Source organism: Aquincola agrisoli, from assembly GCF_036621135.1.
In the GTDB taxonomy this organism is placed as follows: domain Bacteria; phylum Pseudomonadota; class Gammaproteobacteria; order Burkholderiales; family Burkholderiaceae_C; genus Aquincola; species Aquincola agrisoli.
Genome location: NZ_JAZIBG010000019.1, coordinates 250047 through 274369 on the forward strand (window position 1 = coordinate 250047; position 24323 = coordinate 274369).

24 protein-coding genes are annotated in these 24323 nt (G+C 70.2%); 15 read left to right on the forward strand and 9 right to left on the reverse strand.

Going from position 1 to position 24323, the window contains the following annotated elements; translation table 11 throughout:
* Position 1: 1 nt before the first annotated feature.
* Positions 2-571, reverse strand: coding sequence for a GbsR/MarR family transcriptional regulator (locus V4F39_RS07415; RefSeq protein ID WP_332288675.1), 570 nt, complete (start codon positions 569-571; stop codon positions 2-4).
* 104 nt (positions 572-675) lie between these two features.
* Here V4F39_RS07415 and coaBC point away from each other — a divergent pair, with 104 nt between their 5' ends.
* Complete coding sequence (gene coaBC / locus V4F39_RS07420; protein WP_332288676.1) at positions 676-1896, forward strand: bifunctional phosphopantothenoylcysteine decarboxylase/phosphopantothenate--cysteine ligase CoaBC; 1221 nt, start codon at positions 676-678, stop codon at positions 1894-1896.
* Positions 1893-2342, forward strand: a complete 450-nt coding sequence (gene dut, locus V4F39_RS07425; RefSeq protein WP_332288677.1) for a dUTP diphosphatase — start codon at positions 1893-1895, stop codon at positions 2340-2342. The genes coaBC and dut overlap by 4 nt, the downstream gene beginning before the upstream one ends.
* A gap of 15 nt (positions 2343-2357) precedes the next feature.
* Here the strand turns inward: dut and V4F39_RS07430 are convergent, their stop codons facing one another.
* A complete protein-coding gene (locus V4F39_RS07430; RefSeq protein ID WP_332288678.1) occupies positions 2358-2879 on the reverse strand; it encodes an FKBP-type peptidyl-prolyl cis-trans isomerase in 522 nt (173 codons plus the stop codon).
* Positions 2880-2936: 57 nt separating this feature from the next.
* Here V4F39_RS07430 and V4F39_RS07435 point away from each other — a divergent pair, with 57 nt between their 5' ends.
* The 3 genes from V4F39_RS07435 to V4F39_RS07445 all read left to right on the forward strand — a co-directional run bounded on the left by V4F39_RS07435 (position 2937) and on the right by V4F39_RS07445 (position 4942).
* Positions 2937-4085 (forward strand): JmjC domain-containing protein, encoded by a 1149-nt coding sequence (locus V4F39_RS07435; RefSeq protein ID WP_332288679.1) that lies wholly within the window; start codon positions 2937-2939, stop codon positions 4083-4085.
* The gene (locus V4F39_RS07440) at positions 4082-4579 is read left to right on the forward strand and encodes a hypothetical protein (protein WP_332288680.1); all 498 of its coding nucleotides are present in this window, start codon (positions 4082-4084) and stop codon (positions 4577-4579) included. The genes V4F39_RS07435 and V4F39_RS07440 overlap by 4 nt, the downstream gene beginning before the upstream one ends.
* 138 nt (positions 4580-4717) lie before the next feature.
* Positions 4718-4942: a hypothetical protein gene (locus tag V4F39_RS07445; protein WP_332288681.1), complete on the forward strand. Its 225-nt coding sequence runs from the start codon at positions 4718-4720 to the stop codon at positions 4940-4942.
* Positions 4943-5023: 81 nt separating this feature from the next.
* Here V4F39_RS07445 and V4F39_RS07450 read toward each other — a convergent pair whose 3' ends face one another.
* Complete coding sequence (locus V4F39_RS07450; protein ID WP_332288682.1) at positions 5024-5485, reverse strand: DUF192 domain-containing protein; 462 nt, start codon at positions 5483-5485, stop codon at positions 5024-5026.
* Positions 5486-5617: 132 nt separating this feature from the next.
* Between V4F39_RS07450 and icd the strand changes: the two genes are divergently transcribed.
* Positions 5618-6877: an NADP-dependent isocitrate dehydrogenase gene (gene icd, locus V4F39_RS07455; protein WP_332288683.1), complete on the forward strand. Its 1260-nt coding sequence runs from the start codon at positions 5618-5620 to the stop codon at positions 6875-6877.
* Between the two features lie 98 nt (positions 6878-6975).
* Positions 6976-9216, forward strand: a complete 2241-nt coding sequence (locus V4F39_RS07460; protein WP_332288684.1) for an NADP-dependent isocitrate dehydrogenase — start codon at positions 6976-6978, stop codon at positions 9214-9216.
* A 31-nt stretch (positions 9217-9247) separates the two neighbouring features.
* Here V4F39_RS07460 and V4F39_RS07465 read toward each other — a convergent pair whose 3' ends face one another.
* Genes V4F39_RS07465 through V4F39_RS07475 form a run of 3 tightly spaced genes read right to left on the reverse strand, consistent with a single transcriptional unit; the run spans position 9248 to position 10968 of the window.
* Positions 9248-9919: a glutathione S-transferase family protein gene (locus tag V4F39_RS07465; protein WP_332288685.1), complete on the reverse strand. Its 672-nt coding sequence runs from the start codon at positions 9917-9919 to the stop codon at positions 9248-9250.
* Between the two features lie 22 nt (positions 9920-9941).
* On the reverse strand, positions 9942-10514 hold the full coding sequence (locus V4F39_RS07470; protein ID WP_332288686.1) for a PAS and helix-turn-helix domain-containing protein: 573 nt from the start codon (positions 10512-10514) through the stop codon (positions 9942-9944).
* Positions 10515-10527: 13 nt separating this feature from the next.
* A complete protein-coding gene (locus tag V4F39_RS07475) occupies positions 10528-10968 on the reverse strand; it encodes a PaaI family thioesterase (RefSeq protein WP_332288687.1) in 441 nt (146 codons plus the stop codon).
* 82 nt (positions 10969-11050) lie between these two features.
* Here V4F39_RS07475 and V4F39_RS07480 point away from each other — a divergent pair, with 82 nt between their 5' ends.
* Positions 11051-11770, forward strand: a complete 720-nt coding sequence (locus tag V4F39_RS07480) for a CoA transferase subunit A (protein ID WP_332288688.1) — start codon at positions 11051-11053, stop codon at positions 11768-11770.
* Positions 11771-11772: 2 nt separating this feature from the next.
* A complete protein-coding gene (locus tag V4F39_RS07485; RefSeq protein WP_332288689.1) occupies positions 11773-12411 on the forward strand; it encodes a 3-oxoacid CoA-transferase subunit B in 639 nt (212 codons plus the stop codon).
* A 12-nt stretch (positions 12412-12423) separates the two neighbouring features.
* Here the strand turns inward: V4F39_RS07485 and V4F39_RS07490 are convergent, their stop codons facing one another.
* Positions 12424-13017 carry a hemerythrin domain-containing protein gene (locus V4F39_RS07490; RefSeq protein WP_378235072.1) on the reverse strand — a complete coding sequence of 198 codons (594 nt, stop codon included), beginning with the start codon at positions 13015-13017 and terminating at the stop codon, positions 12424-12426.
* Between the two features lie 39 nt (positions 13018-13056).
* On the reverse strand, positions 13057-14115 hold the full coding sequence (locus tag V4F39_RS07495; RefSeq protein ID WP_332288690.1) for a quinone-dependent dihydroorotate dehydrogenase: 1059 nt from the start codon (positions 14113-14115) through the stop codon (positions 13057-13059).
* A gap of 41 nt (positions 14116-14156) precedes the next feature.
* Here V4F39_RS07495 and rpiA point away from each other — a divergent pair, with 41 nt between their 5' ends.
* Positions 14157-14816: a ribose-5-phosphate isomerase RpiA gene (rpiA, locus tag V4F39_RS07500; RefSeq protein ID WP_332288691.1), complete on the forward strand. Its 660-nt coding sequence runs from the start codon at positions 14157-14159 to the stop codon at positions 14814-14816.
* Here rpiA and mnmC read toward each other — a convergent pair.
* Complete coding sequence (gene mnmC, locus V4F39_RS07505; protein WP_332288692.1) at positions 14813-16741, reverse strand: bifunctional tRNA (5-methylaminomethyl-2-thiouridine)(34)-methyltransferase MnmC2/FAD-dependent 5-carboxymethylaminomethyl-2-thiouridine(34) oxidoreductase MnmC1; 1929 nt, start codon at positions 16739-16741, stop codon at positions 14813-14815. The two genes, rpiA and mnmC, sit on opposite strands and share 4 nt — an antisense overlap.
* A gap of 320 nt (positions 16742-17061) precedes the next feature.
* On the opposite strand from mnmC, the gene V4F39_RS07510 reads away from it, so the two are divergent.
* The 5 genes from V4F39_RS07510 to V4F39_RS07530 are packed head-to-tail and all read left to right on the forward strand — an operon-like array spanning position 17062 to position 24321.
* On the forward strand, positions 17062-17679 hold the full coding sequence (locus tag V4F39_RS07510) for a polysaccharide biosynthesis/export family protein (protein ID WP_332288693.1): 618 nt from the start codon (positions 17062-17064) through the stop codon (positions 17677-17679).
* A complete protein-coding gene (locus tag V4F39_RS07515) occupies positions 17676-19205 on the forward strand; it encodes a GumC family protein (protein ID WP_332288694.1) in 1530 nt (509 codons plus the stop codon). Before V4F39_RS07510 ends, V4F39_RS07515 begins: the two co-directional genes overlap by 4 nt.
* 9 nt (positions 19206-19214) lie before the next feature.
* Positions 19215-20366 carry a glycoside hydrolase family 5 protein gene (locus V4F39_RS07520; RefSeq protein ID WP_332288695.1) on the forward strand — a complete coding sequence of 384 codons (1152 nt, stop codon included), beginning with the start codon at positions 19215-19217 and terminating at the stop codon, positions 20364-20366.
* The gene (locus V4F39_RS07525; protein WP_332288696.1) at positions 20363-21661 is read left to right on the forward strand and encodes a VpsF family polysaccharide biosynthesis protein; all 1299 of its coding nucleotides are present in this window, start codon (positions 20363-20365) and stop codon (positions 21659-21661) included. The genes V4F39_RS07520 and V4F39_RS07525 overlap by 4 nt, the downstream gene beginning before the upstream one ends.
* Entirely contained in the window at positions 21658-24321 is a 2664-nt protein-coding gene (locus V4F39_RS07530; protein ID WP_332288697.1) for a WecB/TagA/CpsF family glycosyltransferase, read from the forward strand. The genes V4F39_RS07525 and V4F39_RS07530 overlap by 4 nt, the downstream gene beginning before the upstream one ends.
* Positions 24322-24323 lie beyond the last annotated feature (2 nt).

Consider the following 24323-nt stretch of genomic DNA (forward strand, 5'->3'; position numbering starts at 1 on the left):
GTCAGCCGGCCTTGCCCTTGCTGCCGGCCACCAGCTTCACCTTGCCGGTGAACTCCAGCAGCCGCTGCACCTTGGAGCCCATCTTCATCAGCTGCGACAGGGTCTGGCGGTCCATGCGCTGCACGTCGTCGAACCAGGTCGTCATCAGCTCGATCAGCTCGTGCATGCCGCGCATGCGCTCCTGCGCGATGCGGTCTTCCTCGGTCGCGGGCGTCTCCAGCAGTGCGGCGCGCAGCATCGACAGCGTCGGCTCGATCTCGCGGCGGCGGCGTTCCTCGGCCAGCGTGCGGAAGATCTCCCATGCGTCGGTCGGCGCCTCGAAGTACTCGCGGCGATCTCCGGGCAGGTGGCGCAGCGTGACCAGGCGCCAGGACTGCAGCTCTTTCAGGCCCATGCTGACGTTGGAGCGGCTGAAGGCCAGCTGCTCGGCGATGTCGTCCGCGTTGAGCGGCCGCACAGACACGAAGATCAGCGCATAGATCTGCCCCACCGTCCGGTTGATGCCCCAGCGGCTGCCCATCTCGCCGAAATGGGCCACGAAGCTGCGAACGAGGGGAGAGAGGGTCGACATGGGAGGCGACTGTAGTTTGAATTTTCAGTAATTACTGAAATTTAAAGACAAACCCTGCGGCGCCGCGGGGCTTCGGGCCGCCGGTCTGCCGCTACAGTGGCGCCATGTCCGAACGCCTCGACCTCGCCGGCCGCCACATCCTGCTGGGCCTCTCCGGTGGCATCGCCTGCTACAAGTCGGCCGAACTCGTGCGCGAGCTGGTGCGGGCCGGTGCCACCGTGCAGGTGATGATGACCGAAGCCGCCGAGCACTTCATCACCCCGGTGACGATGCAGGCTTTGTCCAACCGCCCGGTCTTCACCAGCCAGTGGGATGCGCGCGCGGCCAACAACATGCCGCACATCAACCTCACCCGCGAGGCGGATGCGGTGCTGATCGCGCCGGCCAGCGCCGACTTCATCGCGAAGCTGGTGCAGGGCCGGGCGGACGACCTGCTCAGCCTCACCTGCTTGGCCCGGCCGGCCGGGCGCTGCCCGCTGCTCGTCGCCCCCGCGATGAACCGCGAGATGTGGGCCCACCCCGCCACGCAGCGCAACGTACGCCAGCTGGTGGCCGATGGCGCCACGGTGCTCGGGCCCGACGCCGGCGACCAGGCCTGCGGCGAGATCGGCGACGGCCGGATGCTCGAGGCGGTGGACCTCTGCGAGGCCATGGTCGCGTTCTTCCAGCCCAAGGTGCTGGCCGGCCGGCGCGTGCTGGTGACGGCCGGGCCCACGTTCGAGCCGATCGACCCCGTGCGCGGCATCACCAACCATTCGAGCGGCAAGATGGGTTTCGCCATCGCCCGCGCGGCGCAGGAGGCGGGCGCCCAGGTCACGCTGGTGGCGGGGCCCGTGCACCTGCCCACGCCCCGCGGCGTGGTGCGCCTCGACGTGCAGACGGCGCAGCAGATGCACGACACCGTGCTGCCGGCCGCACCCGGCCACGACGTGTTCGTCGCCACTGCCGCGGTGGCCGACTGGCGGCCGGCGGCGAGCGCGCAGCAGAAGATCAAGAAGCAGGGCGACCGGCGCGTGCCGACGCTCGAGCTGACCGAGAACCCCGACATCCTGGCCGCGGTGGCACGGCTGCCTTCGCCGCCCTACTGCGTGGGCTTTGCGGCCGAGAGCGAGAACCTGCTGGCCCACGCCAGCGAGAAGCGCGTGCGCAAGAACGTGCCGCTCATCGTCGGCAATGTCGGGCCGGCCACCTTCGGCCGCGACCACAATGCCCTGGTGCTCGTCGATGCCGACGGCCACCGCGAGATTCCCACCGCCGACAAGCTCACGCTGGCGCGCGCCCTGGTGCGCGACATCGCGGGCCGGCTCGACTCCTCCCGCCCATGACCCTCATCGATGTGAAAGTGCTCGACGCCCGCATGGCCGAGCAGATGCCCGCCTATGCGACACCTGGCAGCGCAGGCCTCGACCTGCGCGCCTGCCTCGATGCCCCGCTGGTGCTCGAGCCCGGGCAGTCGGCGCTGATCCCCACCGGCCTGGCCATCCACATCGGCGATCCGGGGTTCGCCGCGATGCTGCTGCCGCGCTCGGGCCTGGGCCACAAGCACGGCATCGTGCTGGGCAACCTGGTCGGCCTGATCGACAGCGACTACCAGGGCCCGCTGATGGTGAGCTGCTGGAACCGCAGCCCCGTGAGCTTCACCGTGCAGCCGATGGAGCGCATCGCGCAGATGGTGATCGTGCCGGTGGTGCAGGCCTCGTTCCGGCGCGTGGACGCGTTCGACGCCAGTGAGCGCGGCACGGGCGGCTTCGGGTCGACCGGCACGGCCTGACCCGCCGCGGCCGGGTCAGTGCAGGCCGGGCGCCGGCGGCACGGTGCTCAGCACATTGAAGGCGGCTTCGCCGACGCTGCCGGCCTCCACCTCTTCCTCCGTCGCCTCGCGCACGTCGCGCACCGTCAAGTGCAGCCGCAGCGCGATGCCCGCCAGCGGGTGGTTGGCGTCGAGCACGACTTGCGACGGGTAGACCTCGGTGACGGTGTAGACCGCGTCCTTGGGCATGTCGGGCGTGGCGGCGCCTTCGGGCAGCCCCTCGAACTGCATGCCGGGCTCGACCTGTTCGGGGAACAGCGCGCGGTCCTCGAAGCAGACGAGGTCGGCGTCATAGTCGCCGAACGCATGTTCGGGCTCGAGGTGGAGGTGGACTTCGTAGCCCGTGGCCTGGCCGGCCAGCGCTTCCTCGACCTTGGGCAGCAGGTCGTCGCCGCCGAAGAAGAATTCGACCGGCTCGGCCAGTTCGTCGATGGCTTCGCCCTGGGTATCGGAAAGGCGCCAGGTCAGTGAGACGACGCAGGGGGCAGTGATCAGCATCGGGCGATGATGTCACAACGTACGGGCCCCTCCGCGCGGCGCGGCGAGAATCCCGCGATGGACATCGATCGACCTTTGCCGCTGCTGGGCGGGCTGTCGCCGGCGGCTTTCATGCGCCGCCACTGGCAGAAGAAGCCGCTGCTCGTGCGCCAGGCCGTGCCCGGCGTGCAGCCGCCCGTGACACGGGCCGAGGCCTTTGCCCTGGCCGCCCGCGACGACGTCGAGTCGCGCCTGGTGGTGCAGTCGGGCGAGGACTGGCGGCTGCGCCGCGGGCCGCTGCCCCGCGCTGCGCTGCCGCCGCTCAAGCAGCCCGGCTGGACGCTGCTCGTGCAGGGGCTGGACCTGCACGAGGCCGCGGCGCATGAGCTGCTCGCGCGCTTCCGCTTCGTGCCCGAGGCGCGCCTCGACGACCTGATGGTCTCCTACGCCACCGACGGGGGCGGCGTCGGGCCGCACCTCGATTCCTACGACGTCTTCCTGCTGCAGGTGCAGGGGCGGCGGCGCTGGCGCATCGCGCCGCCCGGTGACGCCACGCTGCGCGAGGGCCTGCCGCTGAAGATCCTGGCCCGGTTCGAGCCGCAGCAGGAATGGGTGCTCGAACCCGGCGACATGCTGTACCTGCCGCCCCGCTGGGGCCACGACGGCGTCGCCGAGGGCGGCGACTGCATGACCTGCTCGATCGGATTCCGCGCGCCGTCGCGGGGCGAGCTGGCGCGGGACCTGCTCCAGCGCCTGGCCGACATGGCGGCCGAGGAGGCCGACGAGCGGCTGTACCGCGACCCTTCGCAGCCCGCCACGCAGGCGCCGGGCCAGGTGCCGGCCGCGCTGGCCGTGTTTGCGCAGCAGGCGCTGCAGCGTGTCTTCGAGGATCCCGATGCCCTGGCCTGCGCGCTGGGCGAGACCCTGAGCGAGCCGAAGTCGGCCGTGTGGTTCGAGCCGGGCGAGCCGCTGAAGGAAGGTGCCGCCGTCACGCTCGACCGCCGCACCCGCATGATGTACGACGAGCGGCACGTGTTCATCAACGGGGAGTCGTTCCGCGCGGGCGGCCGTGATGCCACGCTGATGCGCCGGCTGGCCGACGGCCGCCGGCTGGCGGCGCCGGACGTCGCGCGCCTGAGCCCGCAGGCGCGCGGCCTGCTCGGCGACTGGGCCGCGGCCGGCTGGGTCCGCGGCGCTGCCGCTGCGGCGGGCGAGGCGCAGCGATGACGCCGGACGCCGGTGGCGAGGGCGGCCGCTTCACCGGGCTGCGCGAGTTCCGCGAGGTGGCGCTGCAGGTGCTGCACGACGCCCTGGCGGCCGGCCAGCCGGACATCCTGCTGCTGGACGCCGACTTCGCGGCATGGCCGCTGGACGATGCCGGCCTGCTGCAGGCGCTGACCCGCTGGGCGCGGGCGCCGCAGCGCCGCCTGCATCTGCTCGCCCGGCACTACGAGGAACTGCCGCGCCGCCACCCCCGTTTCGTGCACTGGCGGGACCTGTTCGCGCATGTGGCGTTGTGCCGAGCGGCACCCGGCGTCGACGCCTCGGAGTTCCCCGTCCTGGTGCTCACGCGCAGCACGGGGCTGTACGCCACGGCGCCGCCGTCATGCCGTGGTTACAAACTCGTGACAGAAGCCGACCTTCGGACCTGGCGCGAGGTTTTTGACGCTATTTCACAACGGTCTGAAGAGGCGTCTCCGGGGCACTCCCTCGGTCTCTAGGGAACTCCCCTAGTCCTCGTATAATCATGGGCTAGACAAAGGGACAGCTCGAGCGTTCCTTGTCTTGGGTGGCGAGCAGCGCCTTGCGTAGTCGCCCCATGACCAGTAATTGTTCGACATTCAGATCTGAGGACACAAATGAACAAATCGCTCCTGTTGGCTGCCCTGTTTGCTGGTGTTGCCCTGACCGCCTGCGGCAAGAAGGAAGAAGCTCCGGTCCCGGCTCCGGCGCCTGTCGAAGCTCCGGCTCCGGCGCCCGTGGAAGCCCCGGCTCCCGCCCCTGCCGCCGCTGCCGAAGCCGCCTCCGCTGCTGCCGAAGCCGCGTCGGCTGCCGTGGAAGCTGCTTCCGCCGCCAGCAACTGATCGTCCACGATCCTTGCTCGAAGAAGCCGCCCTTGAGGCGGCTTTTTCATGCCCGCTCCACGGGAGCGCGGCCCCGTGGCTTCAGCGGGGGGCGTTGCTGAATGGCGCACCCGACAGCTTGAAGCCCGGCTTGATGCCGCGCTTCGCGAACCAGCCCTGGTTCATCTCCAGCGCATAGCGCACGGGCTGCGACGAGCAGTGGCTGTCGAGCTGCTGCGGCTGCATGTCGGCGATGCTGACCACCGTGCCATCGTCCGCCAGGAAGGCGATCGACAACGGCAGCAGCGTGTTCTTCATCCAGAAGCAGCGCTGTGCCGACTGCTCGAACACGAACAGCATTCCCTCGTGCGCCGCCATCTCCTTGCGGAACATCAGGCCCTTCTGGCGCTGCTCTTCCGTCGCGGCGACTTCGGCGCGGATGTTGTGCATGCCGGCGTTCAGCGCGATGGCCTGCAGGCGTTGCGGGCCCTCCTGGGCGGAGGCGCCCATGGCGGCGCAGGCGGCGAGCAGCAGGCCGGCCAGGGCCTTGGGTATCGGTTTCATCGGTCTGGAAGGGAGCTGGAGGCGCACATGGTAGCGAGCGCTCCGGGCCTCGCCCGTCCCCATGGTTGACAGGGACCCTGAACTAGAATTAATCGCGATCCCCCTTCGTTGTTTACCGGAGCCCCTCCATCCATGTACCAGCACATCAAGGTGCCCGCGGGCGGCCAGAAGATCACCGTCAACGCGGACTTCTCGCTCAATGTTCCCGATGAGCCGATCATTCCCTTCATCGAGGGCGATGGCACCGGGCTGGACATCACGCCGGTCATGTTGAAGGTGGTGGATGCGGCGGTGGCGAAGGCCTACGGCGGCCGCCGCAAGATCCACTGGATGGAGGTCTACGCCGGCGAGAAGTCGACGAAGGTCTACGGCCCCGACGTGTGGCTGCCCGAAGAAACGCTGCACGCCGTGCGCGACTACGTCGTCTCGATCAAGGGTCCGCTGACCACGCCCGTCGGCGGCGGCATCCGGTCGCTGAACGTCGCGCTGCGCCAGGAGCTCGACCTGTACGTGTGCCTGCGCCCGATCCAGTACTTCAAGGGCGTGCCCAGCCCGGTGAAGGAGCCTGAAAAGACCAACATGGTCATCTTCCGGGAGAACTCGGAAGACATCTACGCCGGCATCGAGTTCGAGGCCGAGAGCGACAAGGCGAAGAAGCTCATCAAGTTCCTGCAGGAGGAAATGGGCGTGCGGAAGATCCGCTTCCCCGACACCTCCGGCATCGGCGTCAAGCCCGTCTCGAGGGAAGGCACCGAGCGCCTGGTGCGCAAGGCCATCCAGTACGCGATCGACAACGACAAGCCCAACGTGACCATCGTGCACAAGGGCAACATCATGAAGTTCACCGAAGGGGGCTTCCGCGACTGGGCCTACGCGCTGGCGCAAAGGGAGTTCGGCGCGCAGCCGATCGACGGCGGCCCGTGGTGCAAGTTCAAGAACCCGCGCACGGGCAAGGACATCACCATCAAGGATTCGATCGCCGACGCCTTCCTGCAGCAGATCCTGCTGCGTCCGGCCGAGTACTCCGTGATCGCCACGCTGAACCTGAACGGCGACTACGTCTCCGATGCGCTGGCGGCGCAGGTCGGCGGCATCGGCATCGCGCCCGGCGCCAACCTGTCGGACTCCGTCGCGATGTTCGAGGCCACGCACGGCACCGCCCCGAAGTACGCCGGCAAGGACTACGTCAACCCCGGCTCCGAGATCCTCTCGGCCGAGATGATGCTGCGCCACATGGGCTGGAAGGAAGCCGCCGACCTCATCATCAGCGCGATGGAGAAGGCGATCGCGTCCAAGAAGGTCACCTACGACTTCGCCCGACTGATGGAGGGTGCGACGCAGGTGTCCTGCTCGGGCTTCGGTCAGGTCATGATCGACGCCATGGATCAGTAGTCCCGGCCCCTGTACCGTACCCCCGTTTCACGCCGCGCAGGCGCCAGGCCCCACCTCGGGCGGCGCCGGCGGGCGCTACCTCATTCAGGAAGTCCACGATGAGCACCACCCAGCAACCCACCATCATCTACACCCTCACCGACGAGGCGCCCGCGCTGGCCACCTGCGCGTTCCTGCCCGTCGTGCGTGCGTTCACCGCGCCGGCCGGCATCCGCGTCGAGACCAGCGACATCTCGGTCGCCGGCCGCATCCTGGGCCAGTTTCCCGAGTGCCTGACGGAAGCGCAGCGCGTGCCCGACAACCTGGCGGAGCTGGGCAAGCTGACGCTCCAGCCCGACGCCAACATCATCAAGCTGCCCAACATCAGCGCCTCGGTGGCGCAGCTGATGGCGGCCATCAAGGAACTCCAGGGCAAGGGCTACAAGATCCCCGACTACCCGGAGAACCCGAAGACGGACGAAGAGAAGGCCGTGCGCGCGCGCTACGCGAAGTGCATCGGCAGCGCGGTGAACCCGGTGCTGCGCGAAGGCAACTCCGACCGCCGTGCGCCGCTGGCCGTCAAGAACTACGCCCGCAAGAACCCGCACAGCATGGCCGAGTGGAGCCAGGCCTCGCGCTCGCATGTCTCGCACATGCATGCCGGCGACTTCTACCATGGCGAGAAGTCGATGACGCTGGACAAGGCGCGCGACGTCAAGATGGAGCTGGTCACCAAGAGCGGCAACACCATCGTGCTCAAGCCCAAGGTCGCGCTGAAGGACGGCGAGATCATCGACTCGATGTTCATGAGCAAGAAGGCGCTGCTGGCTTTCTACGAGAAGGAGATCGACGACGCGTACAACACCGGCGTCATGTTCTCGCTGCACGTGAAGGCGACCATGATGAAGGTCTCGCACCCCATCGTGTTCGGCCACTGCGTCAAGATCTTCTACAAGAAGGCCTTCGAGAAGCACGCCAAGCTGTTCGAGGACCTGGGCGTCAACGTCAACAACGGCATGGTGAACCTCTACGACAAGGTCAACACGCTGCCGCAATCCCAGCGCGACGAAGTCCTGCGCGACCTGCACGCCTGCCATGAAGGCCGGCCCGAGCTGGCGATGGTCGACTCGGCCAAGGGCATCACCAATTTCCATTCGCCCAACGACATCATCGTCGACGCCTCGATGCCGGCCATGATCCGCAACGGCGGCAAGATGTGGGGTGCCGACGGCCGCCTGAAGGACGTCAAGGCCGTGATGCCCGAGAGCACCTTCGCCCGCATCTACCAGGAGATGATCAACTTCTGCAAGTGGCACGGGGCCTTCGATCCGAAGACCATGGGCACCGTGCCCAACGTCGGGCTGATGGCGCAGCAGGCCGAGGAGTACGGCTCGCACGACAAGACCTTCGAGATCGCCGAGGACGGCGTCGCCAACATCGTCGACCTGGCCACCGGCGAGGTGCTGCTGTCGCAGAACGTGGAAGAGGGCGACATCTGGCGCATGTGCCAGGTGAAGGACGCGGCCATCCGCGACTGGGTCAAGCTGGCCGTCACGCGCGCCCGCAACTCCGGCATGCCCGCGGTCTTCTGGCTGGACCCGTACCGCCCGCACGAGAACGAGGTCATCAAGAAGGTCAAGACCTACCTGAAGGACCACGACACCACCGGGCTGGACATCCAGATCATGAGCCAGGTGCGCGCGATGCGCTACACGCTGGAGCGCGTGATCCGCGGGCTCGACACGATCTCGGTCACCGGCAACATCCTGCGCGACTACCTGACCGACCTGTTCCCCATCATGGAACTGGGCACCAGCGCCAAGATGCTGTCCATCGTGCCGCTGATGGCCGGCGGCGGCATGTACGAAACCGGGGCCGGCGGCTCCGCCCCCAAGCACGTGCAGCAGCTGGTCGAGGAGAACCACCTGCGCTGGGATTCGCTGGGCGAGTTCCTGGCGCTGGCGGTTTCGCTGGAGGACCTGGGCATCAAGGCCGGTAATGCGCAGGCGAAGATCCTGGCCAAGACGCTGGACCTCGCCACCGGCAAGCTGCTGGACAACAACAAGAACCCGCTGCCCAAGACCGGCCAGCTGGACAACCGCGGCAGCCAGTTCTACCTGGCGATGTACTGGGCGCAGGCGCTGGCCGAGCAGACGGAGGACAAGGTGCTGCAGGCGCACTTCGCGCCGCTGGCCGCCACCCTGGCCGCCAACGAGCAGACCATCGTGGCCGAACTGCTCGCGGTGCAGGGCCAGCCGGCCGACATCGGCGGCTACTACCTGCCGGATGCCGAGAAGACCCGGGCCGTGATGCAGCCGAGCAAGACGTTCAACGCGGCCCTGGCTTCGGTGCGCGGCTGATCGGCCTGCCGTCCGCCCCGCGGCGGGCGGCTCACCGGGAGAGCCGATAGGGCCCGCCGCGCTGCAGGGCCTGCCGGTAGGCCGGGCGCGCGTGGATGCGTGCCAGCCAGTCGGCCAGGTGGGGGCGCGACGGCCCGGTGTCGCCGCCGGCCGCTGCGGCCTCGACCGGAAAGCTCATCTGGATGTCCGCGGCGCTGAACTCGGCGCCTGCGAACCAGGGCTGCCGGGCCAGCGCGGCGTCCATGAAATCGAGTTGCCGGCGCAGGTTGGGCTGCACGAGCAGGTCCATCACCTTGTCGGCGATGCCACGCGCGATCGGCTTGACGAAAAACGGCATCGGCTGGCTGCGGATGCGTTCGAAGACCAGCTTCAGCAGCAGCGGCGGCATGGCCGAACCTTCGGCGAAGTGCAGCCAGTAGGTGTATTGGCGCCCCTCGGCGCTGCCGCGCGGCGGTGCCAGCCGGCCCGCGCCGTAGGTGTCGAGCAGGTACTCGACGATGGCGCCCGATTCGGCCACCGTGATGTCCCCGTCGGTGATGACCGGCGACTTGCCCAGCGGGTGCACGGCGCGCAGTTCCGGCGGGGCGAGCAGCGTCTTCGGATCCCGCTTGTACAGCGTGATCTCGTAGGGCAGCGCCAGCTCCTCCAGCAGCCACAGCACTCGCTGCGAACGGGAGTTGTCGAGGTGGTGGACGGTGATCATCGGCGCCGCGCCAGGCCAGGGCTCAGGCCCGCAGCATCTTCTGCACCAGCTCGGGCGTGGTGGCGGCTTCGTACTTGCGCATCAGGCGGGCGCGGTACACGTCGACCGTGCGGGGGCTGATGCCCAGGCGCTTGCCGATCAGCTTGCTGGTCAGGCCGTCGATCAGCAGCGCGGCGATCTCCCGTTCGCGGGCCGTGAGTTCGCAGCCGACACGGCGCTGCGCGGAGAGATCCTCGAAGGTCCAGATCCCCGCGGCGTGCGGCTGGCTGGGATCGAGGGCGCGGCCGGAGACGTGGCACCAGAAGAGCTCGCCGCCCTTCGCGCCGCCCAGGCGCTTCATCACGCGCTCGTCGGCGTAACGCCCCCCCGGGCCGAGGCGGGCGACGATGCGCGCGCCGGTGCGCTCGAACTCGTCGTGCGTGGGATAGAGCCGCTCGAAGGACTGGCCGATGATGTCCTCGCGCGAGGCGCCGAAGATCTCCAGCATCTGGCGGTTGCAGTCCACCATCAGGCGATGGCGCGACATCACCAGCCCGATCGGTGCCTGGTCGAACGCGGTGCGGTAGTCCAGCGGAAGCTCGGCGAGGGCCACCATGGCAGGCTCCGGTTCAGAGCAGGGCGTAGGTGGTGGTCGCCTGGGCCGCAAGCTGGCCGTCGGCGCCGGTGATGTCGATGCCGCCGAAGGCCAGGCTCTTGCCCATCTTGAGCACCCGCGCGCGCACCCGGGCGCTGCCGGCGCCGGCGGGCACCGCACGCAGGAAGCTGGTCTGCAACTGCACCGTGGTCATCGGCCGGAAGCGGCCGCCGTGGCGGCTCATGACGGCCAGCACCATGGCGGTGTCGGCCGCGGCCATCAGCGTCTGGCCGCAGACCACGCCGCCGACGTGCACGTGATGCGGCGTGACGGGCAGCGAGAGCAGCACCTCGCCGGGCGAGGCCTCCAGCACCTGCAGCCTCAGTTCCTGTACCCATGGCGCGAAGAGGCTGGAGAGCGCATCCTGCAGGCCCGGTACCGACACGGGCTCGGTTGCGGCGGGGGTGGGCTCCATGCTCCTCCTTAAGCGATTGTGCGTATCTTCTACTTAATCCTATACGTAGTACGCTCGCGCGTCCCGTTCCAGGAGCTTCCAGATGAACAAGGTTTTCCCTAGTGCCGCGGCGGCACTCGATGGGGTTGTGAAGAGCGGCCAGTTGCTGGCGGTCGGGGGCTTCGGCCTGTGCGGCATCCCCGAGGCGCTGATCGACGCGCTGCGCGACAGCGGCGCGAACGACCTGACCGTGATCTCGAACAACGCAGGGGTCGACGGCTTCGGCCTCGGCAAGCTGCTGGAGACGCGGCAGATCAAGCGGATGATCTCCAGCTACGTCGGCGAGAACAAGGAGTTCGAGCGCCAGTACCTCGCCGGCGAACTGGAGCTGGAGTTCACCCCGCAGGGCACGCTGGCCGAGAAGCTGCGCGCCGGCGGCGCCGGCATCCCGGCGTTCTTCACGCGCACCGGCGTCGGCACGATCGTGGCCGAAGGCAAGGAGACGCGCGAGTTCGATGGCCACTTGTACGTGATGGAGCGGGCGCTCAACCCGGATGTGGCGCTGGTCAAGGCCTACAAGGCCGACAAGAGCGGCAACCTCGTCTTCCGCCGCACGGCCCGCAACTTCAACCCGGCCTGCGCGATGGCCGGCAAGCTGACGGTGGTGGAGGTGGAGCACCTGGTCGAGACGGGCGACATCGATCCCGACGACATCCACCTGCCCGGCATCTACGTGCACCGCATCGTCGTGAATGCCCATCCCGAGAAGCGCATCGAGAAGCGCACGATCACCGAGAAAGTCACTTCGAAAGCAGGAGCCTGACCATGGCCTGGACGCATGACGAAATGGCCGCGAAGGCCGCCGCCGAACTGCAGGACGGCTTCTACGTGAACCTGGGCATCGGCCTGCCCACGCTGGTGGCCAACCACCAGCCCCCGGGCATCGAGGTCTGGCTGCAGAGCGAGAACGGCATGCTCGGCATCGGCCCGTTCCCGACGGAGGACGAGGTGGACGCCGACCTCATCAACGCCGGCAAGCAGACGGTGACGACGATCCCCGGCTCGTCGATCTTCGGCTCGCACGACAGCTTCGCGATGATCCGCGGCGGCAAGATCAACCTGTCGATCCTCGGTGCGATGCAGGTCAGCGCCAAGGGGGACCTGGCCAACTGGATGATCCCCGGCAAGATGGTCAAGGGCATGGGCGGCGCGATGGACCTGGTGGCCGGCGTGCCGCGCGTGATCGTGCTGATGGAGCACGTCGCGAAGAAGAAGGACGGCAGCACCGACCTGAAGATCCTGCCCGAGTGCACCCTGCCGCTGACGGGCGTGGGCGTGGTCAACCGCATCATCACCGACCTGGCGGTGATGGACGTGACGCCTCAGGGCCTGAAGCTCGTCGAACTCGCGGCCGGCGTCACCCGCGACGAACTGCAGTCGAAGACGGGCGTGCCGCTGCTCTGAACGCGGCCTGCCTCACGCGCGTGCCGGCCCGAGCCCGATCGGCGCCGGCACCAGCGCGACGATGCGGCTGAACAGCGCCGCGTAGTCGGCGGTCGGCGCGTGGCCGGTGAAGGGGTCGCGGTTCTGCTCGAACGCGGCGTCCAGCTCCGCCCAGTCGGTGGGCGTCAGCACGCGTTCCGCCAGCGGCAGCAGCTGCTGCTCCTCCAGGCTCATGTGGGCCCGGTAGTGGTCGACGTACCACTCCATCGCACGCTCGAACGGGCCCCGCCGCGGTTCGCCCATCATCTCGAAGCCCAGCAGCGCGTGCTCGACCTCGCGGATCGCGCGCTCGCTGCGGCCATGCTGGTGGTCCAGCTCGTCGAGCAGGTCGCGCGAGAGCGGCGTGCGGGCGCGCAGCTTGGGGAACAGCAGCTCCGACTCCTTGCGGTGGTGGCGCTGTTCGGGGAACTCGTCCACGTAGAACAGCATCGCGCGCAGCGCCGTGAAGTCGGGCAGCGTGCCCTCGCGCCGCGACTGCGCCAGCAGCAGCAGGATCGAGCGCAGCATCGCGGAGAGGGCCGCGTGCTCCTGGCGGATGATGTCGGTGGTCTTGTGCATGATGGGCATGCACTCTAGGCCTGCGCGCCGCGGCCACCCTGATCCAGATCAAGGCGCTGCGATCGGGCCGCGCATCGCGAGCGCCGCTTCGTGCACCAGGGCGGGCCCGCGGTAGATGAGCCCGGTGTAGATCTGCACCAGGTCGGCGCCGGCCGCCAGCTTGGCGCGTGCATCGGCGCCGCTGAGTACGCCCCCCACGCCCACGATCGGGAAGCCGCTCCCCAGCTCGGCGCGCAGCTGGGCGATGACGCGGTTGCTGGCTTCGAAGACGGGGCGGCCCGACAGCCCGCCGGTTTCCTGGGCGTGCGGCAGGCCTTGCACCGCCTCGCGCGAAATGGTGGTGTTCGTCGCGATGACGCCGTCCACGCCGGTGCGGCGCAGCGTGCCGGCGATGAGCTTGACCTGCGTCTCGTCGAGGTCCGGCGCGATCTTGACGAACATCGGCACGCGGCGCGAGCGGTCGGGCTGCGCCGCCTCCAGTTGCTGCTTGCGCGCCTGCAGCGTGCTCAGCAGCGCATCGAGCGCCTCGTCGCTTTGCAGCGAGCGCAGGTTCTGCGTGTTGGGGCTGGAGACGTTGACGGTGACGTAGTCCGCATGCGGGAACACGCCCTCCAGGCAGGCCAGGTAGTCGTCGGCCGCCCGCTCGATCGGCGTGCTCGCGTTCTTGCCGATGTTGAGGCCGAGCACCCCGCCGCCCCGCCTGAAGCTGTACGCGCGCTGCACGTTCGACAGGAACGCCGTCAGCCCTTCGTTGTTGAAGCCCAGGCGGTTGATCAGCGCCCCGGCGGCCGGCAGGCGGAACATGCGCGGCTTGGCATTGCCCGGCTGGCCCTTGGGCGTGACGGTGCCGATCTCCATCGCGCCGAAGCCCAGCGCGCCGAAGCCGTCGATGCAGCGTCCGTTCTTGTCGAGCCCGGCGGCCAGGCCGATGCGGTTGGGAAAGCGCAGGCCGGCGACGGTGACCGGGTCCGATACGCGCGCCTGGGCCCAGAGGCACTGGGCCGGCGTGTTCTGCAGCCGCGAGACGGCATCGAGGGTGAGGTCGTGCGCGCGCTCGGCATCCATGCCGAAGAGCAGCGCGCGGGGAAGGGCGTAGGGAACGATCATGGCGCTATTGTCCCGCGCCGCCGGCACTCGATAATCCGCGCATGACACAAGACGAACTCAAGGCCCTCGTCGGCCAGGCCGCACTGGCCCATGTCGTGCCCGGCAGCATCGTTGGCGTGGGCACCGGCTCCACGGTGAACAAGTTCATCGATGCGCTGGCAGGCATCCGCGACCGCATCGCCGGGGCGGTGTCCAGCTCGCAGCAGAGCACCGCACGGCTGGAGGCGCACGGCATCCGCGTCTTCGACGGCAACGAGGTCGAGCACCTGCCGGTGTACGTCGACGGCGCCGACGAGATCGACCACCGCGGCTTCATGATCAAGGGCGGCGGTGCCGCGCTGACGCGCGAGAAGATCGTCGCCGACCTGGCGGACCGCTTCGTCTGCATCGCCGACGCCTCCAAGCTCGTGGGCACGCTCGGCGCCTTTGCGCTGCCGGTCGAGATCATCGCGTCGGCGCAGGCGCAGATCACCCGGCGCTTCGCCGCGCTGGGCGGCCAGGCCACGCTGCGGGCGGGGGTGCTGACCGACAACGGGCATCCGCTGCTGGACGTGCGCGGCCTGTCGATCACGGATCCGCTGGGCCTGGAGACGGAAATCAATCAGTGGCCCGGCGTGGTCAGCGTCGGGATCTTCGCGCGCCACAAGGCACGCGTGTGCCTGCTCGGCACCGCCGACGGCGTTCGGACGCTGGAGTTCTAAGCGCCGTTCCCGCCGGGGCGGCGCATCCTGCGCACCGCGAAGCGGGCCGGGTCGAGCGCATCGACGAGCGCTGCCTCCAGCGGCATCGGTGCCCCCGTGATCCACGCGGCCAGCAGCTCGCCGGCGAGCGGCGCCCAGGTGATGCCGCGCGAACCGAGCGCGGTGCACACGTAGAGGCCCGGTTCCCGTGCAACATGCCGCGGCTGCTCGGCCTGCGCGTCCGGCTGCGGCACGGCGCCGACCACCGGCAGCCGGTCGCTGGCCACCAGGCGGAACGCCGTGCGGCCGCTGACCCTGCCGCTGCCGGCGTCGATGTGCGTGCCGGTCAACCGTGCCAGCTGGGCGAGGTTGGCGGTGGTGTCGGCCGGCCGGACGGCGGGGTCCTCGTCGCCGAACTGCGCCGTCGCCCCGCACAGCACGCTGCCGTCCGGCAGCGCCAGCGTGTAGCCCGCGCCGGCCACCGGCAGCGCCGGCGGCACGAGCCCGGGTTCGCCGGCACCGACCCGCGTGAGCTGGCCGCGCTGGCGCTGCACGGGCCAAGCAGGGCCGCCGAGCAGCCGCAAGGCATCGTGCGCATTGCAAAGCACCACCTGTGGAGCGGCGGCGATCACGCCGCCATCCGCATCGAGCGCCAGCCAGCGCCCGCCCTCGCGCCGCAGGCCGGCCACGGCCGTGCCGGGGTGGGGCGTGACACCCGGCCCGGCGAGCCACTGGCGCACCAGCGCCCCGGGGTCGAGCCAGCCGCCCTGGGGATAGGCCCAGGCAGGCTCGCCGAGCGGCAGCCCGCTGCGCTGCCGGGCCTGCGCGGCGTCGAGCGCCTGCACGTACTCGGGCGGCAGCGCCAGGTCGGCCAGCACGGCCTGCATCGCCTCTGCGGCCCCTGCGTCGAACACCAGCCTCAACAGGCCGTCGATGCGGCCGGGCACGCGACCGTCGGCCAGCAGGGGCGCGTAGCAGCGTGCCGCCGCCAGCGCCGCCGCGCGGTTGAAGCGGGCATGCAGGCCGTCCTGCGGATTGACGATGCCGTGGAACAGGCCGCCCGGATTGCCCGAGGCCTCCTGCGCCGGTGCGGCATGGCGCTCGAGTACCGTCACCTCGCAGCCCTGCCGGGCGAGCGCGCGGGCGCAGGCGGCTCCGGCCAGCCCGGCCCCGACGACGAGCACGCCGGTGCCGGCGGCGTTCATCGGCGCGGCCTGCACCGCGCGGGGTGCCGCGAAATGCGGCGCGAAGCGGGCGACCGTCATCTCCGGCTTCGGCGGCAGGCCCGGAGCGAGCTGCACCTCGAATCCCGCGGACACGAGGTCCCGGCGCATGCTGCGCGCGATGCTCCAGGTGGCGGCCGTCGCGCCCGGCGCAGCGAGCCGGCCGAGCGCCTTGAGCACGTGGCGGTCCCACATCGCCGGGTTGCGCGATGGCGCAAAGCCGTCGAGGTAGATCGCGTCCGCCTGCAACCGGAGCTGGCGCATGCCGCTGGCGACGTCATCGAAGAGCAGGTGCAGCAGCACGGCGCCGTCCTCGAACGCCAGCCGGTTCATCCCCGGCGCCAGCGGCGGCCAGGCAGCGACCAGCTGGCGCGCCAGCGGCGCGTGCGGCGAGACGGACAGCGCGCGGTCAAGGTCCTCCCGCCGAGGCGGATGCTTCTCGATCGAGACGAACCAGAGCCGTGCGCAGTGCTGCGGGTCGTTGCGCCATGCGGCCCAGGTCGCGAGGAAGTTGTTGCCCAGGCCGAAGCCGGTCTCGAGCACGACAAAGCGGGGCCGGCCGCGCCAGCGAGTCGGCAGGCCGTTGCCGCCGAGGAACACATGCTCGGCCTGCGCCTGGGCGCCCGTGCGCGCGTGATAGACGTCGCCGAAGGCCGGCGCCTCAGGCACCCCATCCGGGCCGAAGCGGATCGTCGCAGGCTCGAGGCGATGGAGCTGATTCACGCGCATCCCGCCAAGTGGTGTTTGTGTGCTGAAGAAGTGAGGAATTTTGCACTGACGGCTCCCTTCCTCAGGGGGGGGAGGGTGCCACTCTTCGGCGTGATACAGCCCTAGGATTTGGGCATTCGAACAGTTGCCAGGGGTAGGCGGGCTGGCGCCGCAGGGCTGAATAAAGCCTTGTCGTCCACCTCGTCGCGGTTTTCACCATGCATCGATTTTCACTGCCCGGATCACGGGGCGGCGGGCTTGCCATTGCCGTTTTTTGGCTGGGTGTCGCTGCCTCGTCTGGCGCAACCGACACGCACGCCGTTGCCGCCCCCGCCGTGGCGGTGCCGCCGGCGTACGTCTACCGGATCGTCCGTGGCGACGAGCTGAACTTCCGCTTCCTCTACACGCCGGAGCTGAACACCGTGGCCACGGTGCGCTCCGACGGCCGCGTGGCGCTGCCGCTGGCCGGCGAGCTGGAGGTCGAGGGCCTGAGCGTGGCCGAGCTGACGGCGCTGCTGGCGCAGCGTCTTGAAAGCAGCGTGAAGCGCTTCGAGGTCTCGATCAACGTCGCCGGCGCGGCATCGCAGCGGGTGTTCGTGGGCGGTGAAGTCGCGCGTCCCGGCGTGCAGCCTTTGCTCGGGCCGCTGACCGCGCTGCAGGCCGTGATGGCCGCGGAGGGCTTCCGCGAAACGGCCCAGCCGCGTGAGGTCGTGCTGATGCGCCGTGGCGAGCGCGGCGAGCGCCAGATGGTGAAGCTCGACCTCGATGCCGCGCTGGCCGGGGGCGACCTGTCGCAGGACGTCCTGCTGCAGCCGTACGACGTGGTGGTGGTTCCGCGCAGCGGCATCGCGAACCTCAACCTCTGGATCGACCAGTACGTGCGGCGCAACCTGCCGATCAGCGTGGGCTTTTCCTACTCGATCAACCGCGACGGGGTGGGGGTGCAGCGATGAAGAACGAGTGGGCCGCGACCGTGGTCATGCCCGAGCTCGCAGCAGTGCACAACGATCTCGCACGCCTGTCGGCCCCCGCGCTGGGCAGCTCGCGCCTGTCGCTGCGCGAGTTCCTGAACACCGCCTTCTGCGACCGGCGCCGCATCGCGCTGGCCTTCCTGGCGGCCATGGCGCTCACGGTGCTGGCGTCGTTCATGCCGTCGCCCCGGTACACCGCGGAGTCCTCGCTGCTGCTGCGGCTGGGGCGGGAGTACATGTACCGGCCAGAGGTCGGCGCGGCCGCCGCCGCGTCACCGATCGCCTACGACAGCCGCGAGACGCTGCGCGCCGAGGTCGAGATCCTGAACAGCCGCGACATCAAGGAAGCGGCGGTCGACCGGATCGGCCCGGCGGTCGTCTATCCGTGGCTCGCGAAGGACGCGAAGTCGGCAGCCGAGCTGCGCGACCAGGCGGTGCTCGAGCTGCAGCATGGCTTCGACGCCAAGCTGATCAAGGACTCCAACGTCGCCGTGCTCACCTTCACGCACCGCGATCCCGAGATGGCGGCCCGCGTGCTGGCCCAGATCACCGAGGCCTACCTCGATCACCGCCGCACGATCTTCAGCCCGGCGTCGCTCGGCACCGCGCAGGCCAAGGCGGACGAGCTGGCCGGCCGGCTGCGGTCGCTCGAGACGCGGCTGGAGGCGTTCAAGAAGGACAAGGGGATCCAGTCGTTCAGCGAGCAGCAGAGCCTGCTGATCACGCAGCGCAACGGCATCGAGATGCGACTCGGCGACATCGAGCAGCAGCTGGCGCAGACGGCCGGCCGCGCGGCGTCGCTGCGCAGCAGCCTGGGCGGCATGAACGACCAGATGACGCTGTCCTCGGAAACGCAGCGCAGCGAAGCGCTGGACAGTGCCCGCAAGTCGCTGCTCGACCTGAAGCTGAAGGAACGCGACCTGTCGTCGAAGTTCTCAGACGACGTGCCGATGGTGCAGGACGTGCGTGCCGACATCGCCCGCACCGAGGCCTTCATCGCCGACCTCCAGCGCAACCCCGAACGGCTGGTCCGCACGGGGCGCAGCCCGGTGCTCGACAGCATCGAGTCCGACTGGCTGCGCACGCTGGCGGAGCAGCGGCAGGCCAACGCCAGCCGCGCGACGCTGAAGGCACAGCGCGAGGCGATCGACCAGCGTCTGCAGCGCCTCGCGTCGAGCCAGCGCGAACTGCAGGTGCTGGAGCGCGAGCGCAAGCTGGTGGAAGATACCTACCAGGGCGCGATGCAGCGGCTCGAGGAGGAGCGGGTCATCCATGGGCTGGAGCGCGACCGCCGGTCCAGCGTCAGCGTGGTCCAGGCGCCGCGCGTGCCGCTCGAGGGCCGCAACCTGCAGCCGATCATCCTGGCGGTGGGCGCCGTGCTCAGCGTGGTGTGCGCGCTGCTGGTGGCCTTCGTCACTGCACTGCTGCGCGACACCTTCATCTCGCCCGAGCAGGTCCCGCGCGAACTCGGCCTGCCGCTGCTGGCCGCCGTGCCACTCGTCCGCTGAGGCGGCACGATGGTGGACGCCTTCACGGCCCGTGACGAGGCCGCCGGTCCGTCACGCCGCCGCGCCCTCCGGCGCGCGGTGGGCGCCGGCCTGGCGCTGGCGTTCGGCACGACGGCGCAGGCCGCCGCGCCGCGGCCTGCGCTGCGCCGCGGCGTCAACCTGACGCACTGGTTCGACTACGCGCGCAACCGCGGGGTCTCGCCGGAGGAGATGCAGGAGCTGGCGCGTTCGGGCTTCGACCACGTGCGGCTGCCGTTCGATCCGGTCGTGCTCGGCTGGCGCGATGCGGCGATGCCCGATCTGCGCGGGCTGCGTGCCGGCGCCGAGAGGGCGATCGCGGCCGGGCTCGACGTGGTGATCGACCTGCACATGGTCCACGAGACCAAGGTGGCGATCGAACAGGCCCCGCGGCTGGAAGACGGGCTGGTGGCGCTCTGGTCGCACGTCGCGTCGGCGTTCGCCGACCTGCCACCCGCGCATGTGGCGTTCGAGCTCTACAACGAGCCGCAGTACTACGGCTGGCGCGAGCGCCGCTGGCCCGCGCTGCAGCGGCGCCTGCTGGCCGCGGTGCGCGGGCATGCGTTCCGACACCTGGTGCTGCTGACCGGCGCGCGCGGCGGCAGCGCGGACGGCCTGATGGCGCTGCCGCCGGACGGCGACCCGTGGGTCGCCTACACCTTCCACTTCTACCTGCCCTACCTGTTCACGCACCAGGGCATGGACTGGCTCGACGAACGCCACACCACCGCGGGCCTGTGGACCGGCATCGGCTATCCCGCCAGCGCCGCGGTGGATGCCGAACCGCGCCTGAAGAAGCCGCACCGCCGGGCGCACCGGGAGCTGCAGGCCTACCGCGACGAGCGATGGGGCCCCGAGCGCATCGCCGGCGAGTTCACCGCGGTCGCGGCCTGGGCCCGGCGCCACGGCGTGACGGTGGTGTGCAACGAGTTCGGCGTGGTGCGGGCCGGCGTGGCGCCGGCCGCCCGCTACCGCTGGATCGGCGACGTGCGCCAGGCGCTCGAGCAGGCCGGCTTCGGCTGGACGGTCTGGGACTATGCCGACATCTTCGGGATCGCGGTCGACACCGGCGGTGCGGATGGCCTGCCGCGCCGGCTGGAGCCCGCGGCCCGGGTCGCGCTCGGCCTGAGGGCAGCACCATGACGCCGGCGCCCGGCGTCCGCTGGCGGCGCGTGGCCGCGTGCCTGTTCGGCCTGGGCCTCGCGGCCTACCTGGGTCTGTCGGCCTCCAGCCTGTTCGCGCTGGGCATCCCCTACGACGCGCCCTACGGGCCCATGCCGGCCAAGATCCATCCGGGCACCTACCTCACGCTGCTGGCGCTCTTCATCGCGCTGTGCAGCCATGGCAACCCGCTCGGCGTCGCGCTGAGGCTGCTCGGCCAGCAGCCGCTGGTGGCGGTCTACCTCGCGAGCGTGGTGTACCTGCTGGCCTATTCGGTGCTGCGCTATGGGCCGTCGGGGGCCGCGTTCGTGATCGACACGCTGATCATGGCCGGGCTCTGCCTGCTCACGACGATGCTGTTCGAGGCGCGGTGGCAGCGCCGCTTCCTCGCCCTCATCGGCTTCACGCTGGTGGCGAACGCGCTGCTCGGGCTGGGCGAGGCGCTGGCGCAGGCGCGCCTGGTGCCGTTGCGGCTGGCCGGCGGCCCGGAGATGCTGGACGAGTACTTCCGCGCGTCGGCCCTGCTGGGCCATCCGCTGATGAACGCGCAGACCACCGCTTCGCTGCTGCCGGTGGTGCTGCTGCTGCCCGCCCCGCGCGTGCTGCGGTACGCCATGGGCCTGGCGATGGTGCTCAGCCTGCTGGCCTTCGGCGGCCGCACGTCGTTCGCGGTGGCGCTGCTCATGTACGGCAGCTACGCCGTGTTCCGTCTCGTCGATGCCCTGGCGCGCGGGCGCCTGAGCTACCTGCAGCTCACCGGCGGCAGCGTGGGCCTTGGCCTGCTGATGGCATTGACGGTCGGGGTGGTCGCGGGCAGTGGTCTGGGCGAGCGCATCTTCAACGGCCTGGTCTGGGACAACAGCGCCAGCGTGCGCATGCGCGTGTGGGGCGTGTTCGACTTCATGGGCGCCGACCAGATCCTCTTCGGGACCAGCCCCGACGAGATGGCCAAGCTGATGATCCGCCTCGGCCTCGATGCGCCGGTCGAGGCGATCGAGAACTTCTGGCTCGTGCTGTTCATCCAGTTCGGCGTGGCGGGCTTCGTGCCCTTTTTCATCGGGTTCGGCTGCCTGCTGCGCTGGCTCTGGCGGCGGGCCTTCGGGGCGCTGCGCGTCGCGCTGCTGACCTTCGTCGTCATCTCGTCCACCACCAACTCGCTGGCCAGCAAGACCGTGGGGCTGAGCCTGCTGTGCTGCGTGGTGGCCTCCGCCGCGTCGCTGAGGCCCCGGCCGTCGGTTCAGCACCTCCCCTTCACCTCCTTGCGTACGAACCCGTGAAGCCCATCCACATCCGCATGTTCTATCCGGCCGATCCCGTTGGCGTGGTGCCTGGCGGGATCGACACCTTCATCCGCGGCATCATCAAGTCGGCGCCCGAGGACCTGCGCTTCAGCCTGGTGGGCATGACGACCGACCCGCAGGCGCGCCCGCTCGGGCAGTGGACCCGCTGCGTGCTCGGCGACGTGGAGTTCGACTTCCATCCGCTGGTGGCCGTGGAGCATGCCGGCCGGCGCGGCGCGCTGCCGCTGTCGGCCCGCTACACGTATGCGCTGTGGAAGCACCACGTGAAGCTGGCGCGCGGCGCCGACGTGTTCGACTTCCACCGCATCGAGCCCTGCCTGCCGCTGCGCGGCTTCGCGCAGCCGATGAACGTGTTCTTCCACCAGGACCCGGAGGTCGTGCGCTCGGCCCAGTCCGACATGCTGTGGCGGCGCATGCCCGGCCTCTACGGCAGCCTGGAGGCCAGGCTCGTCCCGGAGTTCGCGTCCATCTGGTGCGTGCGCGAGACGGGCGTGCACACCCTGCGCCAGCGTTACCCCGCGCAGGAGGACGACATCCGGTTCCTCCCGACCTGGGTCGACAACGCGGTGTTCACGCCGCCCAACGCGGCACAGCGCGAGCGTGCGCGCAACATCGTCCAGCAGCGGCTCGGGCTCGATGCCCAGGCCGAGTACGTCATCAGCGTCGGGCGGCTCGACTCGCAGAAGGATCCGCTGCTGCTGCTCGGCGCCGTGGCGCGGCTGCGCTCGCTCGGCCGGCACGTGCAGTTGCTCGTGGTCGGCGACGGGGCGCTGCGCGGCGCGATGGCCGATGCCGCGGTGGGCTGGGGCATCGAGCCGCACGTGCATTTCCTCGGCCTGCGGCGGCCCGCCGAGATCGCCAACCTGCTGCGTGCCAGCGATGCCTTCGCGCTGTCATCCGCGTACGAGGGCATGCCGATCGCGGTGCTGGAGGCGCTGGCCTCGGGCCTGCCGGTGGCGACGACCGACGTCGGCGAAGTGCGCCGCGTGGTGCTGCCCGGCACCAACGGCCTGATCGCCACCGACCGCACCGAGGCCGCGTTCGCCGAATGCCTGGCGCAGGTGCTGGACCACCGCGACCAGTGGCGCGGCGCGCCCGCCGCGGACGCGGTCGTTCCGTACCAGCCGGAGACCGTGCTGGCGCCGGTCTACGAGACCTACCGCCGGCTGGGCGAGCGCTACCGCCTGCGCTTCACCGGCACCGATGCCGCCTACCAGCCGCGCCATCGCGGCGTGGTGGTGGGCATGCCCGTCGACGTGATCTCGCGCGACCGTGTCCGTCGCGTGCTGATGCGCTGGGCGCTCAAGCGCGAATCGCGCTACGTGTGCTTCTGCAACGTGCATTCGCTGGTGGCCGCCAGGAGCGACACGGCGCATCGCCGGGTCATCGAGCAGGCCGACATGGCGCTGCCCGACGGGGCCCCGGTGGCGTGGACGCTGGCGCGCAACGGCTTCCCGCGGCAGACGCGCATCGACGGGCCGTCGAAGATGTGGTCGCTGTGCCGCGAGGCGGAGATGATGAACGTGCGCATCGGCCTGTTCGGCAGCACCGCGCAGACGCTGGAGCGTCTGCGCGAACGGCTGCAGTCGGCGTTTCCCGCGCTGCAGATCGGCTACATGGGGTCGCCCCCGTTCCGCGAGCTGACGCCGGACGAGGACCAGGCGGTGTGCGACGCCATCAACGACGCCAACGTCGGCCTGCTGTTCGTCGGCCTCGGCTGCCCCAAGCAGGAGGCCTGGATGGCGCGGCACCGCGGCCGCATCCGCTCGGTGATGCTGGGCGTGGGAGCGGCCTTCGATTTCCACGCGGGCACGGTCTCGCGCGCGCCCGAGTGGGTGCAGCACAGCGGGCTGGAATGGCTGCACCGGCTCGGGTCGGAGCCGCGCCGGCTGTGGCGCCGCTACCTCGTCTCCAACTCGTCCTTCGTGATGCGCACGGCCCGCGACGCCGCGCGCAAGCCGCGGTACGGCCTGCCCAACCGACGCGTCGCACCGCCCGGCGCGCGTTATGGCGGTATTGAAAGAAGACGTTCCATGAAGCATGAAGTCCAGTTCTCGCAGATGGGCGATCTGCGCCTGCGCATCGACGCCATGCTGCCGCGCGGCCGCGCCGGCCGGGTGGTCGGCTTCATCTCCAGCGGCTCGGGCGAAGGCACCAGCACGCTGGCGCGGGCCTATGTGCAGGCCGTCACGCAGGGCACGGGGCGGCGTGCGCTGCTGCTGACGGAATCGGCCTGGTCGGGCCGCAGCGTGCTGGTCGCGCTGTCGCAGGCCGAGGGCGACGGCCAGGCGGAGATCCGGCAGACGGCCCATGGCTGGTGGCTCGGCTCGCTGCTCAGCGAGCAGGCCGAGACCTCCCAGGAACTCGCGCTGCAGCGCGAGGCCTCGTGGGACATGCTGCGCCGGTCGTTCGACGAGATCGTGATCGACATGCCCGCGGCGTCGCGGTCGCGGGCGGGCCTGCTGATCGCGCCGCACTGCGACGGCGTGGTGGTGGTGCTGGAGGCGCAGAAGACCCGCCGTCCCGTGGTCGACAACCTGCTGGCGGAGTTGCGCGCGGTGCACGCGCGGCCGCTGGGTGCGGTGCTCAACAAGCGGCAGTTCCACCTGCCCGAGAGCCTCTACCGCAGGCTGTGAGC